Genomic DNA, 16,600 nt, shown 5'->3' on the forward strand with positions numbered 1-16,600 from the left:
GCCAGATCTGAAAAACGGCTCATTTATTTTTACGCTTGATCAAACCTTGGCTTCGACCGTCACCCAATAGCGAGTAAAACGCTTCACTTTCACGGGCAGGCTTATTTCCAGCAGGTCGAGAATCCGCTCGCTGTCGTCCAGTGGGTAAGTCCCGGAGATCAGCAAGTCAGCGACTTTCGCATCGCAATTGAGCTGCCCGCGACGGTAGCGGCCGAGTTCGTCGAGGAAGTCGCCCAGGCGCATGTGCGCGGCCACCAGCATGCCGTCGGCCCAGGCGCCGCTGTTGGCGTCCAGCGGTTTTGCCACGCTGACGCCGGTGGTGCTGAAACTCAGTTGTCGGGCGACCGGCAGTAGCATCGGCGCGCGACTTGGCGCGTTCAGTTCAACCCGACCTTCAAACAGTGCAACCTGCGTGCGGTCGGCAAACTGCCGTACGTTTATTCGCGCGCCCTGGGTTTTCAGCAGGCCTTGGGCGGTTTGCACTTCGAAGGATTGCGTGGCGGTCAGCAGCATCTCGCCTTCGAGCAGACGGATCAAACCATCGCCCCGGACATCCGCCGCGCTGGCGGTGTTGAGTTGCAACTGGCCGTCGGCGCCGAGCGAGATCTTGCGCCGCTGACCAATCGGGCTGCGGTAATCGGCCAGCAGCGATGGCAACGGATTGTGCTCGCGCATGCCCCAGGTGACCGCCGAACCGGCGCCGAGAATCAGCAACAACTTCAGCGCCTGACGACGGCTGCCGGACTTCGGCGCATTCAGTGCGGCGTGGGCCAGTGGCGATGACAATCCGCGCAGCCGCGAATTGACCCGTTGAATGTGCTCCCACGCGCGGCGGTGTTCGCTGTGGGCATCGATCCATTGTTGCCAGGCTTGTTGCTGACGCGGGCTCAATTGGCCCTGCTGCATTTCCAGCAACCAGTGCACCGCCTGTTCGGCGACCTGCGCGGAAAAATCCATCGACGGGTTCACAGGGCGAAGTAGCAGCGCATCGCTGCCTTGTTCAGATGACGTTTGACCGTGGCCACGGAAATGCCCAGTTCGGCGGCGATCTGCGGATAGGTCAGGCCATCGACCTGCGCCAGCAGAAATGCCCGTTTGACGACGCGCGGCAGGCCATCAAGCAACTGATCCAGCTCCATCAGGGTTTGCAGGATGATGGCTTTCTCTTCTTCCGAAGGCGCGACCATCTCCGGCATCTGCGCGAGGGTGTCGAGGTAGGCGCGCTCCAGGTCCTGGCGGCGGTAATGGTTGAACAGCACGCGCTTGGCCAGGGTGGTGAGGAATGCGCGCGGTTCGATAATCACTGGCGGCTCGCGGGCGGTCAGCACCCGGATGAAGGTGTCCTGAGCGAGATCGGCGGCGCTGTCCGGGCAGCCGAGTTTGCGCCGCAGCCAGCCGGTGAGCCAGCTGTGATGGGCCTGATACAGCAATTCGACAGGATGGGCGGACGACAACGGCATTACTCCGGGCGCATGCGGGATGCGTTAGAGAACAAGAATGGTTCGCATTGTAGGGCTGTCGGTGATGCCCGGCAATCAGACTCTTTTGCGTATGAGAATATTTATCATTAATATTGCTCGCCTGTCGTCCGGCGTGTTGGCCGGGCGTTAACCGTTTCAGGGTCGAAACATGAAAGCCAAACTCGCCACACTTCCCCTGTCCTATCGTCTGGCCGTCACTTCGCGGGTGCTCGCGGCGGTGTTCGGCGGCTATCTGGTCGCGGCATTGGCCAGTGTCACGCTGACGTTGTGGCTGCCGCTGAACCGCGCCGAGGCGGTGGTGACCGGCATGACCGTTTCGTTCCTGGTCTATCTGGTGGCGGTGCTCTGGTGTTTCGCTTGTCGCACGGCGTGGTCGGCGTGGGTCGGTCTGCTGGTGCCGAGTGTGATTCTGGCGACCGTTTCCGGGGCAGCGCGCGGTTTGGGTCTGGCATGAAAGAGGGCTTCCGGCAGGCGATGGCCTGGCTGCACACCTGGACCGGGCTGATTTTCGGTTGGCTGTTGTTTGCGATTTTTCTGACAGGGACACTTGCTTATTTCAAAGACGAAATCAGTCACTGGATGCAGCCGGAGATCACGGCCCATCCATTGAATGCCGAAAAAAGCCTGACGCTGGCCCAGCAGTATCTGCAACAAAACGCCCCCGACGCTTCGCGCTGGATCATTGGCCTGCCCGACGCCCGCGATCCCGGGCTGAGCGTGGGCTGGCAGCAGACATCAGCCAAACCCGGCGAGCGCGGCGCATTCACCCGCAAGACCCTCGACGCGCAAACCGGTGCCGAAGTGCAGCCTCGGGAAAGCATGGGCGGCGAGTTTTTCTACCGATTCCACTTCCAGCTGCAAATGCCTTATCCGTGGGGCCGCTGGCTCTCGACCATCGCCGCGATGGTGATGTTTGTCGCGCTGATCACCGGGATCATCACCCACAAGAAAATCTTCAAGGACTTCTTCACCTTCCGCCCGCGCAAGGGCCAGCGTTCGTGGCTCGACGGGCACAACGCGGTGGGTGTGCTGGTGTTGCCGTTTCATCTGATGATCACCTACAGCAGTCTAGTGATCTTCATGTCGATGGTGATGCCGGCGAGCATTCTGGCTTCGTACGGCAACAACGTTCGAGCGTTTTACGACGAGGTTTTTCCCGAATCCAGCATTCCCGAACGGGCCAATCAACCGGCGACACTGGCACCGCTGGCGCCCCTGTTGCTGGCGGCCAGCGAGCAATGGTCGGGTGGACATGTCGGGCGTATCAGCGTGAACAATCCGGGCGATGCCAATGCCTCGGTGGTGATATCCCGCGCGGGCTCCGACCGTGTGGTAAATGTTTCCGGCAGCGCCGTGACCTTCAGCGGGGTCAGCGGAGAAGTCATTGGCACAACGCCCGATCAGCCAATGGCGATGGCGGTTGCCGGCAGTTTCTACGGTTTGCACATGGGCCACTTTGCCGGGCCGGTGTTGCGTTGGCTGTATTTCATCTGCGGTCTGGCGGGCACGGCGATGATTGGCACCGGGCTGGTGATCTGGCTCGGCAAGCGTCAGCTCAAACACGCCAGGACCGGTGTGATGCCCTTCGAGTTGCGGCTGGTGCAAGTGCTGAACATTGCCAGCATGGCCGGGCTGGTGGCGGCGGTCGCCGTGTTCTTCTGGGCCAATCGTGTGCTGCCGGTGAGTCTGGCCGGGCGTGCCGATTGGGAAGTGAACGCGTTTTTCATCGCCTGGGGCTTGAGCGTGGTGCACGCGATGTTGCGGCCGGGGCGCAAGGCCTGGGTCGAACAGCTGTCGCTGGGGGCTGCACTGTTTATCGCGGTTCCGCTTCTTAACGGTTTGACCTCCCCGTATCACCTCGGCGTGACAGTGCCTGAAGGCGACTGGGTTTTGGCCGGTTTCGACCTGACGTGTCTGGGCGGCGGCCTCTTTCTCGCCTGGGCCGCCCGGAAAATGCAGCGCGCCGGACACACCGTCAGCGTGCAAAAGCCAGCCCGCCAAAACGCCCGGTCGCTCACCGTTGAGCAGGGGGCGAACTGAATGCTGCTGGCGCTGTTGCTCTGTTATTGCGCATTCACGGCGCTGTGCCTGGCGATGCCTCGGCATCATGAAGAACTGCTGGGCCACAAACCTTCGACTCGCCGTCGGCAAGGTTTGAAACTCGCAGGCTGGCTGTTGCTGGGGCTGTCGCTGTGGGCGGCGGTTGCCATGAAGGGCTGGAGTTTTGGTCTGGTCGACTGGTGCGCGGTGTTGATGCTCAGTGCGCTGACGTTGGTGCTGTTGTTGCCCTATCGCCCACGCCTGGCCTTGACCATGGCCGGACTGAGCCTGCTCGCCAGCCCGGTCGCTGCATGGGCCTTGAACTGACATGCTGATCGGCCATCCTCCCGAGCACCGCGACGACGAACCCCACGGCGCCCGTGCGCATTTTCTTCAGGTGTTCCTGTCCCAGCGTTCGCAGATGGAAGCGCTGGTGAGCCGGCGCGTCGGTTGCCGGGCGACGGCAGCGGATCTGGTGCAGGATCTGTTCCTGCGTTTCTGGCGTCGACCGCTGGTGCAGGTCGAAGAACTCAGCACTTATCTGTTGCGCTGCGCCGGCAATATCGCCATCGATCATTTGCGCAGCGAAGGCGCGCGGGTGCGGGTCAACGAAGGCTGGCAACCGGACGAGCCGGACAGCAGCGCCAGCGAACCGCAAGCGGCGCTCGAAGCGGGCAACGATTTGCGCCATGTCGAAGCGGCGTTGCGCGCGTTGCCCGAGCGCACGCGGCAGATCTTTTTGCTCAATCGCATCCACGGGCGCAAGTACGCCGAGATCGCCAAAGCCATGGGCCTGTCCCAAAGCGCCGTGGAAAAACATATGATGCGCGCCCTCGAGGCCTGCAAGGCCAGCCTGCGCGAACCCGCGCCACGCCTGCCAGGGAAAGCACCGTGAACAACACCGACCGCGTCATCCCGACGCCCGCTCAGGAACAGGCCGCTTTCGCCTGGCTGAGCCTGCTGCATGACCGCCCGAGCACCGGTGATCAACTGACCTTCAGTCAATGGCTGCATGCCGATCCGGCCCACGCCGAGGCCTATGCCCAGGCGCAAGTGGTGTGGGAATTGAGCGAAGGGCCGGCGCGCACTCTGGCCGATGAAGACGCGCTGGCGTTGCAGGGGTTGCTCAATGCGATGGACCGGCCGCGTCGTCCGCAGGTCCGGCGTTGGGCCGGCGCGCTGGCGATGGCGGCCTGTCTGCTGCTGATGATCAGCCTCGGCAGCGGTTGGCAGCCGCAGCGCTGGATCGATGATCTGGGCGCCGATTACGTGTCGGCTCCGGGCGAGATCCGCACCGTGACACTCGCCGATCAATCTCAGGTGACACTGGACACCGACAGCGCCATCGCCGTGGATTTCAGTCACGGCGAGCGGCATGTGCAATTGCGCCGAGGGGCCGGATTCTTCAGCGTGACTCACACGGGTGATCCCTTTGTGGTCGAGGCCGAGAAAGGCCAGGCGCGAGTGTTGGGCACGCAGTTCGAAGTGCGCCTGCAACCTCATGGCGCACAAGTCACTGTGCTTTCAGGGCGCGTCGGCGTGACGGCGGCGCGTGATGCCGAGCAGCAGATTCTCACCGCCGGCCAGCAAGTGGCGTACGGCGCCGGCACTGCAGAAAAACTCCACGCGGTGGACAGCGAAGCTCAACTGGCCTGGCGCCAGGGTTGGCTGACTTACTACAAGTCGACACTGGCCGATGTGGTGCAGGATCTGCGGCGTTATTACCCCGGACGGATCGTGTTGCTCAACGACGAACTGGGTGCGCGCAAGGTCAGCGGCAGCTTTCCGAGCAAGGATCCGCAAGCGGTGCTGAACTCGCTGCAAGGGGTGTTGGGATTCGAGCAGCATCAGGTGTTGGGCAAGCTGATCATCCTGCGCTGAAAATATTTTCAACTTTGTGGTGAGGTAAACCCGGACGCCATTCGTGTAGTGACAGAAAGTGCGAGTCATTCGCATCCGTTGCGGTTCTACACAGGTCATGAGCAATGAAGTCCAGGGCAAAATCGGGTTCGGTCAAACAGTGGGTAGGCGTTTCGGCCTTGAGTTTTTCGGCATTGGCCCTGTTGCCGATGAGCGTGTCGCTGGCCGCTGAATCCGTCAGCAGTCAGCCACAAATGCAGTTCAGTTTTTCCCTGGCCGCCAAGCCGTTGCCTCAGGCACTGAGCGATTTCAGCCGCGTCACCGGGCAGAGCGTGGTCTACACCGATGAAGCCCCGTATGGCCTCACCGCTCCAGCGATCAACGGCCAGATGAGTGCCGAACAGGCGCTGCAACGTCTGCTCACCGGCTCCGGCCTGACCTTCCGCCGCACCGACAGCCATACCCTGGCGCTCGAACCGCAACCGACCGCAGGCGCGTTGAACCTCGGCGCGACGAACATCACCTCGGTCATCGATCAACCGATGAGTTACCAGCCACCGGAAACCAGTTCGGTGATGCGCTCTTCCGCTTCGCTTCAGGAAATCCCCCAGACGGTCAACGTGATTGCGGCCCAGGTCATTCGTGATCAGGCACCGCGCAATCTCGATGATGCACTGGCCAACGTCAGCGGCATCACCCAGGGCAACACCTTGGGCAGCACCCAGGATTCGGTGATGACCCGCGGTTTCGGCGACAACCGCAACGGCTCGATCATGCGCGACGGCATGCCGCTGGTGCAGGGCCGTGGCATGAACGCCACCGTGGATCGCGTCGAAGTGCTCAAGGGCCCGGCCTCGCTGCTCTACGGGATTCAGGACCCGGGCGGCGTGGTCAACATGGTCAGCAAGAAGCCTGAACTGACCCAGTACAACGCGCTGACCCTGCGTGGCTCGACCTACGGCGACGGCAAGAATGGCAGCGGCGGCTCGTTCGACAGCACCGGTGCGCTGGGGGATTCCGGCCTCGCGTATCGCATGGTGCTGGACCACGAAGACGAGGATTACTGGCGCAATTTCGGCACCCACCGTGAAACCCTGATCGCGCCGTCGCTGGCCTGGTATGGCGAGCGCACCAAGTTGCTGTTCGCTTATGAGCACCGCGAATTCCTGACCCCGTTCGATCGTGGAACCCTGATCGATCCGCGCACCAACCATCCGCTGGACATCTCGCGCAACGAGCGTCTCGACGAGAAATTCAACGACATGGAAGGCCGCTCGGACCTCTATCACTTCGAGGCCGACCACGAACTCAACGACGACTGGAAAGCCCATTTCGGCTACAGCTGGAACCGCGAAACCTACGACGCCAGCCAAGTCCGCGTAACCGCGATCGACACCAAAAAAGGCACCCTGACCCGCAGCATGGATGGCACGCAAGGCGCGATCAGCACCGACCGTTTCACCACCGCCAGCCTTGAAGGCAAGGTCAACGTGCTGGGCATGCAGCATGACCTGGTGTTCGGCGTCGACGACGAGTACCGCAAGATCTACCGTGCCGACCTGATCCGCCAGAAAAGCCTGAGCACCTTCAGCTACGTCAACCCGGTCTACGGCCGCGAAGTCGAAGGCACCACCGTCAGCCCGGCGGACAGTGCGCAGACCGACGAACTGCGCAGCGATTCGGTGTTCCTGCAGGACTCGATCCACCTCAACGACCAGTGGATTCTGGTGGCCGGCGGGCGTTTCCAGGAATACGACCAGTACGCCGGCAAAGGCGTGCCGTTCAAGGCCAACACCGACAGCAACGGTCAGAAGTGGGTGCCGCGCGCAGGTCTGGTGTATCGCTACACCGACGCGTTGTCGTTCTACGGCAGCTACACCGAGTCGTTCAAACCGAACTCGACCATCGCCCCGCTCAGCGGCAGCAGCACCGTGCTCGACGGCAGCATCGCGCCGGAAGAAGCCAAGTCCTGGGAGCTGGGCGCACGTCTGGAGATGCCGGGACGCGTTACCGGCAACATCGCCCTGTTCGATATCAAGAAACGCAACGTGCTGGTGGCCAATTCCGAAGGCCCGACGACGATTTACAGCGCCGCCGGCGAAGTGCGTTCCCGGGGCCTGGAAGTGGACCTGACCGGCCAGCTCAGCGACCGCTGGAGCATGATCGGCAGCTACGCCTACACCGACGCCGAGGTCACGGAAGATCCGGACTACAAAGGCAACAGGCTGCAAAACGTGGCGAAGAATACCGGCTCGCTGTCGGCGGTCTACGACTTCGGCAGTGTGATCGGTGGTGATCAACTTCGGGTCGGCGCCGGTGCGCGGTATGTCGGCGAACGAGCGGGTAACGCGGTCAACGATTTCGATCTGCCGAGCTACACCGTGGCCGATGCGTTCGCCACGTACGACACTCGGGTCGAGGGGCAGAAGGTCAAGTTCCAGCTCAACGTGAAGAACCTGTTCGATCGTACCTACTACACCTCGGCGGCGAGCCGTTTCTTCGTGTCGATGGGCGATTCGCGGCAGATTTCGTTGTCGAGCACGCTGGAGTTCTGATCAGCGCAAAAACGCCTGGCGATACTCGCCGGGCGTTCCACCCAGCACCTGGCGAAAGCGGTTGGTGAAGTGGCTGGCACTGGCAAATCCGCACGCCAGGGCAATCTCCCCCAGCGGCAACGCCGTGCCCCGCAACAACTCCCGCGCCCGACTCAAACGCCGCGCCAGCACATACTGATGTGGCGGCAGTCCGAAGCTCACCCGGAACATCCGCGCGAAGTGGTATTCCGACAACGCACACAACCCCGCCAGTTGCCCGAGGCTGATCGGCTCGGCCAGTTGGCTGTCGATGAACTCCACCAGTTGCCGACGTTGATGCGACGCCAGCCCGCCCTTGAGACGCAAGCCGTGGCGTACGCCGACCTGGCTCAACAAGGTTTGGCTGATCAGTTCGTGGGCCAGGCTGCTGGTCAGCAGACGCTCGCCAGGCTCGTTCCAGTTGAGAGTGAGTAACTGGCGAAACCGTCGGGCCTGTTGCGGATCTTCCAGAAAAGTCTGTTCGCGCAGCTGCATTTCCCGGGGCTCGCGATCCAGCAGCGTGACGCAACCCAAGGCAAATTGTTCGGCGCTGAAATACAGGTGGGCCAGGCGAATGTCGCCATTGATCACCCACCCCGACTCGTGGTCGGCTGGCAGGATGCACAACTTGTCCGGACTGCCTTTGTTTCCGGGGGCGCCACGGCGGAACGTGCCGGTGCCGCCAGCGATGTAGCAGGAGAGCGTGTGATGGCTCGGCGCGTCATAGTCGCGGGCGTCGTGGTGGTTGGTCCACAAGGCTGCGGACAGGCCGTCCCCCAGCTCGGCGCTGCGCACAAGGCATGCGTTGGGCGAGCTGTTCAAGGCTTGAAAGACTTGCAGGGTATCGATGGCGGCCATGGTCGGTTCTCTTCAACGCCTTGCATCCTACTCCGTAGAGGTTGCGCTGCCAGCCTGCACGCCGACAAAAGCGCAAGTTTATGCAAGCGAGGGGTGAAGGCGCAGGCGGACACTGAAACCCAATCGAGGAGTGTCTGCCATGAACCTGTCGTTGTATTTGTTAACTGTGCTGATCTGGGGCACCACCTGGATTGCCCTTAAATGGCAACTGGGCGTGGTGGCGATTCCGGTGTCGATCGTCTATCGCTTCGGTCTCGCGGCGCTGGTGTTGTTCGCGCTGTTGCTGCTCAGCCGTCGCCTGCAACCGATGAATCGGCGCGGGCATCTGATCTGTGTGGCGCAGGGGTTGTGCCTGTTCTGCGTCAACTTCATGTGTTTCCTGACTGCCAGCCAATGGATCCCCAGCGGTCTGGTGGCGGTGGTGTTTTCTACCGCAACGTTGTGGAACGCGCTGAATGCGCGGGTGTTCTTCGGCCAACGCATCGCGCGCAATGTGCTGATGGGCGGGGCGCTGGGGCTGTCGGGCCTGGGCCTGTTGTTCTGGCCGGAGCTGGCCGGGCATCACGCCAGTCCGCAAACCTTGCTCGGTCTTGGCCTGGCGCTCTGCGGCACGCTGTGTTTCTCGGCGGGCAACATGCTCTCGAGCCTGCAACAGAAGGCCGGCCTCAAGCCGCTGACGACCAATGCCTGGGGCATGGCCTACGGCGCGGCGATGCTCTCGGTGTGGTGTCTGGTCAAAGGCATTCCGTTCGAGATGGAATGGACGTCGCGCTACATCGGCGCGCTGCTGTACCTGGTGATACCGGGTTCGGTGATCGGTTTCACGGCGTACCTGACGCTGGTCGGTCGCATGGGGCCGGAGCGCGCCGCCTATTGCACGGTGCTGTTCCCGGTGGTGGCTTTGAACGTTTCGGCCTTTGCCGAAGGCTATCAATGGACGGCACCCGCATTGGCGGGGCTGGTATTGGTGATGCTGGGGAATGTGCTGGTGTTTCGTAAACCCGCAGTTGCAGTTGTTTCCACGCATGGAAAGTTGGCCTGAGATCGATTTGGCTTTGAGCGCTGTCTATTCAGCGCTCGTTTTTCAATGTTATGAAAATCAGTACAGGCAATATGAAGTCGACAATATGTCGTGCCCAGTCTTTCGCATTCCATACTTGTGAAGTGTCCATGTCGAACCATTCAACACCGATGGTTTGCAGGCAAACGTAATAGGTGAAGATTGCGATCAGCAAGCCAATGATCGAGAACCTTTTTGCCTCGTGAAATACAGCCGCAGATTCATTGACTTTGCGATAGAGATAATAAGTGCCGAGCAGGCAATAGGCGGTGTAGATCGCTTCCGTCGTGATGATGAACCAATAGATCCGATGGTGCATCATGGGCGATTCAATCGCCCTGTAACGTATGTTCTCGTTGATTTGAGTGGTATCCATACTCAGGATGTGTCCGACGTACACATAGTTTGCCGAATAGTCGGTCAGGTTTCCGTACATCACCAATAGTCCAAAAAAACTGATGTAGGCCATCAGGCAGACTTTGCTGTAACGGATTAATTGATCGGTATTGGAAATTCTCAAGGTGGCTATTCTCTGGAGTGTTTATCGTTATATTTGATAAGTCCGGAAATTTTATAGCGCGATAGTTTATTTTGTTGGTGTGTTGATTTTCAAAGTGTGTATTGGCTGTAAGTTGTGCGGGCAAGTACTTTGCAATACTTGCCCGATTTATTTATCCGCGCCAGACCTGCGGGTTCACCAGATCCTGCGGACGCTCGCCGAGCAGGGCGCTACGCAGGTTGGCCAGGGCACGATTGGCCATGGCTTCGCGGGTTTCGTGGGTGGCCGAACCGATGTGCGGCAAGGTCACGGCGTTTTTCATCTGGAACAGCGGTGACTCGGCCAGCGGTTCCTTCTCGTAGACGTCCAGACCGGCACCGCGAATCCGGTTGTTCTGCAATGCCTCGATCAATGCCGGCTCGTTGACCACCGGGCCGCGGGAGATGTTCACCAGAATCGCATCCGGCTTCATCAGCGCCAGTTCGCGATGGCTGATCAGGTGGCGGGTCTTGTCGCTTAGCGGCACCACCAGGCAAACGAAGTCGGCCTCGGCCAGCAGTTGGTCAAGACTGCGGAACTGTGCGCCGAGTTGCTGTTCGAGTTCGGTCTTGCGGCTGTTGCCGCTGTAGAGGATCGGCATGTTGAAGCCGAAGTGGCCGCGACGGGCGACGGCGGCGCCGATGTTGCCCATGCCGACGATGCCCAGGGTCTTGCCGTGCACGTCGCAACCGAACAGCGGTGCGCCGACGCTGGCCTGCCATTGGCCGGCCTTGGTCCAGGCGTCGAGTTCGGCGACGCGGCGGGCGCTGCTCATGATCAGGGCGAAGGCCAGGTCGGCGGTGCTTTCGGTGAGCACGTCCGGGGTGTTGGTAAGCATGATCCCGCGTTCGTTGAAATAGGCGAGGTCGTAGTTGTCGTAGCCGACGGAGACGCTGGAGACCACTTCGAGTCTGGCGGCGGTTTCCAGTTGGGCCTTGCCGAGTTTGCGACCGACGCCGATCAGGCCGTGGGCGTGGGGCAGGGCTTCGTTGAACTGGGCGTTGATGTCGCCGTTTTTCGGGTTGGGGACGATGACGTCGAACTCCTGTTGCAGGCGTTCGATCATGGGCGGGGTGATGCGGCTGAAGGCCAGGACTGTTTTTTTCATTGGCATTTGGCTCGGGCTTGGCGGCTGGTGTGATTGCCAAGCAAGCTAACATTTTCTGTTTGGGGTTGTCTTGGCGGCCTTTGGGCCGACCAGGTTCTTGGGGGGGGGGCGTGAATATCCGTTGCTGCGGTAACGGCTTCTTAGGGTTTCGCCCTTACGGCGAGTCACTTTTTTCAAACGCCAAAAAAGTAACCAAAAACGCTGGGCCCCGGCGTTCGGCACCTCGCCTAGGCTCGGTGTTCCTTCGCTCCGGGACTCATCCGGGGGCACCGCCTCCGGTTTGCTTCGCTGCACCTCCTCTCGGTGTGTTCGACTTCGTCGAACGGCGCTTCGCGCCCACCCCCAGATGAATCCCTCCACTCAGCCTGCCGAAGGGGCCGGCAAGTCAAAAGCGGTACTCGAGCTAACGCTCATTGTGTTGAGTGGTGGAAAGCCAAAGCGGAGTTATGTGCGTTTTAGAACCTGAGTTCACCTCGGTGTTGATCGTTCCCACGCTCTGCGTGGGAATGCAGCCCGGGACGCTCCGCGTCCCAATTCGAGCTGCCAGTGACGATGGCATTCGCTGGCAAGTCCGTTCAGTCAGAGCGGCTTGGCTGTGGGTTGGATGACGTTGTACTTCGACGTTATTCAGCAATCGCTTCACGCCAAACTCAATTCGCCACCCGCACCCCCGCCAGACTCCCACTCATCTCATAAGCCGCCAGTTCCGCCTGATGCCCCGCCAATATCTCCGGCAGCGAACCACGCAGGTATTCAACCCAGGTCTTGATCTTCGCATCCAGGTACTGCCGTGACGGGTAAATCGCATACAGGCTCAGTTCCTGCGAGCGGTAGTTCGGCATTACCCGCACCAGTGAGCCGCTGGCTTGTGCGCCGAACAGCCTCTTGGGTTTTTGGGTGAATACACGGTTTTTCGGGGGGCGCTCCCTGTTCATCTGGAGTCTCTCCTGGTGTTGCTTTTCTAAACTGCGCTGAACTTTTGATGACTTCGCTTCTAACAAAAAGAATCGTCGATAAAGAATTTAATTGCGAATAGTTATTTAAGGCTGTCAGTTCTGACAGGCGCAGTAGAATAATAATACTGGCAGTCTTTTATTTCGCATTTTCGGCGGCAGTCAACCTTGATAAAAGGACTTCTCATGAAGAATGAATTTTTTCTGTTTTCAAACCAACAAAAAAATGTGAGCGGTACGGGCAATGTTCTCATTGATAGTCTTGCACCATTCAACGGCGTGGTTGACACCTTTATAACAGATGGTGAGGAAGTTTACGTTAGTGCACGTCAGCAATTTGATGCCAAGCGATCAGGGTCTCTGACGTTCAGGTTTAAAGCTGATATCACTAATGGTAAGCATGATTATGAGGCAGATTCAGGGCTGTCTATTAGTTATGCTTTGCTCGAAAAGGTCGAAGGGGGGACAAAAATCACGCCATTTCCGGCTGTTTACGGTAGTGGAACTGTAGCTGTGACTTTCGACTATGATAAAGGTGCACTGGCAGTTGGATTTAACTTGGAAGTTCAAAACAGTCCTACTGAGCCAAGGTTGAAAGCGATTGGTGCATTCAGAGATGTTTCAGGTCTTGAGCATGTGAAGAAGTAACACGGCTCTATTTTGATCGTCCCCACGCTCTGCGTGGGAATGCAGCCCGGGACGCTCTGGGTCCCATCCTGGCTGCCAGCGAATGCAGTTATCGCTGGCAGGTCGGTTTGGTCAGAGCGGTTTAGCTGTGTGTGGGATGACGTTGTACTTCGACGTTATCCAGCACGCGGTTCACGGCGAGTTCGGCGAGCATGATGACTTGTTGGATGCCCAGAATCCGGTGTCGCTGTGGTGAGTCGATATAGGCTGCCACGTCACTGGCCATGACGCTGGCCGAGGCCAGGGATTCGCAGGCGTGGGCCAGCAGGCTTTCGTCGTCCATGTCCGGTGAAATCTGGAACATTTCGCTCGGTTTGCGGCCGGGGCATTTTTTCGGGAGAGGGTTCAGGTAGTGGTCGAGCGCGCGTTCGGCGGCGTCGTGGAGTTTGTTTGAATCGGCGGATTCGTAGGGCGAGGTGTCGTTGGTTTCGGGGGGATTCGGAGTAAGTTTTTTCATGGCATAGATCCTTAAGTCTTGGAGGAGCTGCCATTTTTCGTTTTCCAGGCGAAAGAGGTGGCAGCTGTACGCGGACTGGAAAAACCGGAAAGGATCAAACCCGGCAGACCCGAAGGTCTCCCACGTACAGCTACCATAACGTCGCGAAAAAACGCCGCATTATGTCATGGGCTGTGATCCTGAACTTCGGGTTTTCCAGACCCGGCCGCTGATGCGTCAGCGACCCCCAAAAGCCTATCTACCTCGTTTCCGAGGGACAACCGACGCGACTTGTCGGAAACGTCCCCCCAAATCACCCCGTCTGTAGGACGGTAAACTCAGTTCGCGAGCCTGGCTCCACCCAAACTCCCACTCATCTCATAAGCCGCCAGTTCCGCCTGATGCCCCGCCAATATCTCCGGCAGCGAACCACGCAGGTATTCAACCCAGGTCTTGATCTTCGCATCCAGGTACTGCCGTGACGGGTAGATCGCATACAGGTTCAGTTCCTGCGAGCGGTAGTTCGGCATTACCCGCACCAGTGAGCCGTTGCGCAAGCCTTCAATCGCCGCGTACACCGGCAATACGCCGACACCCATCCCACTGGTGATCGCGCTTTTCATCGCGTCAGCGGAGTTCACCAGGAAAGGGGAGCTGTTGATAGTGACCACTTCCTGACCGTCAGGACCATCGAAGGCCCATTTTTCCAGGGGGATCACCGGGCTCACCAGGCGCAGGCAGGCGTGGTTCAGCAGGTCGCTGGGTTTTTGTGCGCAGCCGTTGGCTTTCACGTAGGCCGGCGAGGCGCAGACGATGCTGTAGGTGATGCCCAGGCGTTGCGAAACGAAACCCGAGTCCGGCAGTTCGCGGGCCAGGACGATGGACACGTCGTAGCCTTCGTCGAGCAGGTCCGGCACGCGGTTGGCCATGGTCAGGTCGAAGGTCACGTCCGGGTGGGTCTTGCGGTAGCGGGCGATGGCGTCGATCACGAAGTGCTGGCCGATGCCGGTCATGGTGTGCACTTTCAATTGTCCGGCCGGGCGGGCGTGGGCCTCGCTGGCTTCGGCTTCGGCCTCTTCGACGTAGGCGAGGATCTGCTCGCAACGCAGCAGATAGCGCTTGCCGGCTTCCGTGAGCGCGATGCGGCGGGTCGTGCGATTGAGCAGGCGGGTTTGCAGGTGGGCCTCAAGGTTGGAGACCGCGCGCGATACGTTGGCGGTGGTGGTGTCGAGCTGCACGGCGGCGGCGGTGAAGCTGCCGGCTTCGGCCACACAACTGAAGGCGCGCATGTTTTGCAAAGTGTCCATGGGGTGCTCTCAAGGGAGATGGCAAATTGTGACACGAAGTTTCAGGGTCTGAGACCCCCGACCAAGGGATTATCTCGTTAACGGTAACAAAGATTCACAGGATTCCCAGCTTATCGCCGTAATGGCGCCCCCCTAGAATTGCGCCCACCTCGAAACATCTCCCACCTCAGGAATTCGCAGCAGTGCCGCGTCGCATCAACAGAGCGCTTTTGCCGCTCAGTGTTCTGGCTCTTTCGTTAGGTCTCGGCGGCTGCATTGGAACCGGAGGAATTGCCCCGCAGGGCAAGGCTCTGGAGGCTAATGAACTGGCCACCGACGAGGCCATCGCCCACGCCGCCCGTGACGCAAACTGGCCCACCGCCCAATGGTGGCAAGCCTACGGTGACCCGCAACTCAACCATTGGATCGACCTTGCCGTGCAAGGCAGCCCGACTATGGCGATGGCCGCCGCGCGCGTGCGTCAGGCCCGGTCCGTGGCCGGTGTCGCCGAAGCCGCCGAGTCGTTACAGATCAATGGCGAGTCGACCCTCAAGCGCCACAACTGGCCGACCGACCCGTTCTACGGCCCCGGTGAGCTGGACAACAGCACCACCTGGGACAACAACGCCGCGCTGGGTTTCAGTTACGCCCTCGACCTCTGGGGCCGTGAAAGCAACAGCACCGAGCGGGCGGTGGATCTGGCGCACATGAGCGCGGCCGAGGCGCGTCAGGCGCAGCTCGAATTGCAGAACAACATCGTGCGCGCCTATATCGAGCTGTCGCTGCATTACGCCCAGCGCGATATCGTGGCGGCGACGCTCAAGCAGCAACAGCAGATTCTCGAACTGGCACAGAAACGCCTGGACGGCGGGATCGGCACCCACTTCGAAGTCAGCCAGGCCGAAACCCCGCTGCCGGAAACCCATCGGCAACTGGATGCGCTGGACGAAGAAATCGCCCTGAGCCGCAACCAGATCGCTGCACTGGCCGGCAAAGGGCCGGGCGCCGGGACGCAATTGCAGCGGCCGACCCTGTCCCTTGGCACAGCGCTCAAACTGCCGTCGGCACTGCCCGCCGAACTGCTCGGCCAGCGTCCGGACGTGGTCGCCAGTCGCTGGCAAGTGGCGGCGCAGGCGCGCGGGATCGATGTGGCGCATGCCGGGTTTTACCCTAACGTCGATCTGGTCGGCAGCCTCGGCTACATGGCCACCGGCGGCGGGGCGCTGGAGTTCCTGACCGGCAAGAAACTCAACTACAACGTCGGGCCGGCGATCTCGCTGCCGATCTTTGACGGCGGGCGACTGCGTGCGGAGCTCGGCGAAGCGTCGGCGGGTTATGACATCGCCGTCGCGCATTACAACCAGACCCTGGTCAATGCGCTGAAGAACATCTCGGATCAGTTGATCCGCCGCGAGTCGATGGACAAGCAGCAGACATTCGCCGCCGAATCCGTGGCCACGGCGCAGAAGACCTACGACATCGCGATGATCGCCTACAAGCGCGGGCTCACCGATTACCTCAACGTGCTCAATGCGCAGACCTTGCTGTTCAAACAGCAGCAGGTGCAGAAGCAGGTGCAGGCAGCGCGGTTGAGTGCCCATGCGGAACTGGTGACGGCATTGGGTGGTGGACTTGGTGCGGGTAAAGACGTGCCGACTGCCGCACAGACCGCCGCCCCGAAAACCCCGGCCCTTCTTCAAGCCCTCGACCACTGAGCAAG

General features: G+C 60.4%; 16 protein-coding genes and 1 pseudogene. 9 read left to right on the forward strand and 8 right to left on the reverse strand.

The annotated features are described in order from the left end of the window. Nucleotides 1-39 precede the first annotated feature (39 nt). Together ACEN93_RS21625 and ACEN93_RS21630 are read right to left on the reverse strand one after the other, a co-directional pair. On the reverse strand, nt 40-957 hold the full coding sequence (locus ACEN93_RS21625; protein WP_414860286.1) for a DUF4880 domain-containing protein: 918 nt from the start codon (nt 955-957) through the stop codon (nt 40-42). A gap of 8 nt (nt 958-965) precedes the next feature. Continuing rightward, on the reverse strand, nt 966-1,454 hold the full coding sequence (locus ACEN93_RS21630; protein ID WP_495611563.1) for a sigma-70 family RNA polymerase sigma factor: 489 nt from the start codon (nt 1,452-1,454) through the stop codon (nt 966-968). Nucleotides 1,455-1,629: 175 nt separating this feature from the next. On the opposite strand from ACEN93_RS21630, the gene ACEN93_RS21635 reads away from it, so the two are divergent. The 6 genes from ACEN93_RS21635 to ACEN93_RS21660 all read left to right on the forward strand — a co-directional run bounded on the left by ACEN93_RS21635 (nt 1,630) and on the right by ACEN93_RS21660 (nt 7,936). Beyond that, nucleotides 1,630-1,935 (forward strand): DUF3649 domain-containing protein, encoded by a 306-nt coding sequence (locus tag ACEN93_RS21635; protein ID WP_039769401.1) that lies wholly within the window; start codon nt 1,630-1,632, stop codon nt 1,933-1,935. Beyond that, the gene (locus tag ACEN93_RS21640; protein WP_495610481.1) at nt 1,932-3,521 is read left to right on the forward strand and encodes a PepSY-associated TM helix domain-containing protein; all 1,590 of its coding nucleotides are present in this window, start codon (nt 1,932-1,934) and stop codon (nt 3,519-3,521) included. The genes ACEN93_RS21635 and ACEN93_RS21640 overlap by 4 nt, the downstream gene beginning before the upstream one ends. Then, entirely contained in the window at nt 3,522-3,848 is a 327-nt protein-coding gene (locus ACEN93_RS21645) for a DUF3325 domain-containing protein (RefSeq protein WP_074691728.1), read from the forward strand. Nucleotide 3,849: 1 nt separating this feature from the next. After that, nucleotides 3,850-4,416 carry an RNA polymerase sigma factor gene (locus ACEN93_RS21650; RefSeq protein WP_074691725.1) on the forward strand — a complete coding sequence of 189 codons (567 nt, stop codon included), beginning with the start codon at nt 3,850-3,852 and terminating at the stop codon, nt 4,414-4,416. Then, the gene (locus ACEN93_RS21655; protein ID WP_495610482.1) at nt 4,413-5,402 is read left to right on the forward strand and encodes a FecR family protein; all 990 of its coding nucleotides are present in this window, start codon (nt 4,413-4,415) and stop codon (nt 5,400-5,402) included. The genes ACEN93_RS21650 and ACEN93_RS21655 overlap by 4 nt, the downstream gene beginning before the upstream one ends. A gap of 104 nt (nt 5,403-5,506) precedes the next feature. After that, a complete protein-coding gene (locus ACEN93_RS21660; protein ID WP_495610483.1) occupies nt 5,507-7,936 on the forward strand; it encodes a TonB-dependent siderophore receptor in 2,430 nt (809 codons plus the stop codon). Here ACEN93_RS21660 and ACEN93_RS21665 read toward each other — a convergent pair whose 3' ends face one another. Then, the gene (locus ACEN93_RS21665; protein ID WP_039769408.1) at nt 7,937-8,812 is read right to left on the reverse strand and encodes a helix-turn-helix domain-containing protein; all 876 of its coding nucleotides are present in this window, start codon (nt 8,810-8,812) and stop codon (nt 7,937-7,939) included. It abuts the gene before it with no gap. A gap of 139 nt (nt 8,813-8,951) precedes the next feature. Between ACEN93_RS21665 and ACEN93_RS21670 the strand changes: the two genes are divergently transcribed. Then, nucleotides 8,952-9,854, forward strand: a complete 903-nt coding sequence (locus ACEN93_RS21670) for a DMT family transporter (RefSeq protein WP_103385692.1) — start codon at nt 8,952-8,954, stop codon at nt 9,852-9,854. Between the two features lie 28 nt (nt 9,855-9,882). Here the strand turns inward: ACEN93_RS21670 and ACEN93_RS21675 are convergent, their stop codons facing one another. From ACEN93_RS21675 to ACEN93_RS21685, 3 genes and pseudogenes are all read right to left on the reverse strand, one after another. Further along, on the reverse strand, nt 9,883-10,392 hold the full coding sequence (locus ACEN93_RS21675) for a DUF2165 family protein (RefSeq protein ID WP_039769411.1): 510 nt from the start codon (nt 10,390-10,392) through the stop codon (nt 9,883-9,885). A 151-nt stretch (nt 10,393-10,543) separates the two neighbouring features. Beyond that, nucleotides 10,544-11,518, reverse strand: a complete 975-nt coding sequence (locus tag ACEN93_RS21680; protein ID WP_039769412.1) for a 2-hydroxyacid dehydrogenase — start codon at nt 11,516-11,518, stop codon at nt 10,544-10,546. A gap of 650 nt (nt 11,519-12,168) precedes the next feature. Beyond that, nucleotides 12,169-12,381, reverse strand: a pseudogene (locus ACEN93_RS21685) (LysR family transcriptional regulator); the annotation flags it as partial. A gap of 276 nt (nt 12,382-12,657) precedes the next feature. Between ACEN93_RS21685 and ACEN93_RS21690 the strand changes: the two are divergent. Further along, nucleotides 12,658-13,119: a hypothetical protein gene (locus tag ACEN93_RS21690; protein WP_039769416.1), complete on the forward strand. Its 462-nt coding sequence runs from the start codon at nt 12,658-12,660 to the stop codon at nt 13,117-13,119. A 121-nt stretch (nt 13,120-13,240) separates the two neighbouring features. Here the strand turns inward: ACEN93_RS21690 and ACEN93_RS21695 are convergent, their stop codons facing one another. Continuing rightward, nucleotides 13,241-13,615, reverse strand: coding sequence for a DUF6124 family protein (locus ACEN93_RS21695; RefSeq protein WP_495610484.1), 375 nt, complete (start codon nt 13,613-13,615; stop codon nt 13,241-13,243). A gap of 317 nt (nt 13,616-13,932) precedes the next feature. Then, on the reverse strand, nt 13,933-14,901 hold the full coding sequence (locus ACEN93_RS21700; RefSeq protein WP_039769420.1) for a LysR family transcriptional regulator: 969 nt from the start codon (nt 14,899-14,901) through the stop codon (nt 13,933-13,935). A 182-nt stretch (nt 14,902-15,083) separates the two neighbouring features. Here ACEN93_RS21700 and ACEN93_RS21705 point away from each other — a divergent pair, with 182 nt between their 5' ends. Beyond that, nucleotides 15,084-16,595, forward strand: coding sequence for an efflux transporter outer membrane subunit (locus ACEN93_RS21705; RefSeq protein WP_495610485.1), 1,512 nt, complete (start codon nt 15,084-15,086; stop codon nt 16,593-16,595). The last annotated feature ends 5 nt before the right edge of the window (nt 16,596-16,600 follow it).

This window comes from Pseudomonas sp. Pseusp21, from assembly GCF_059492145.1.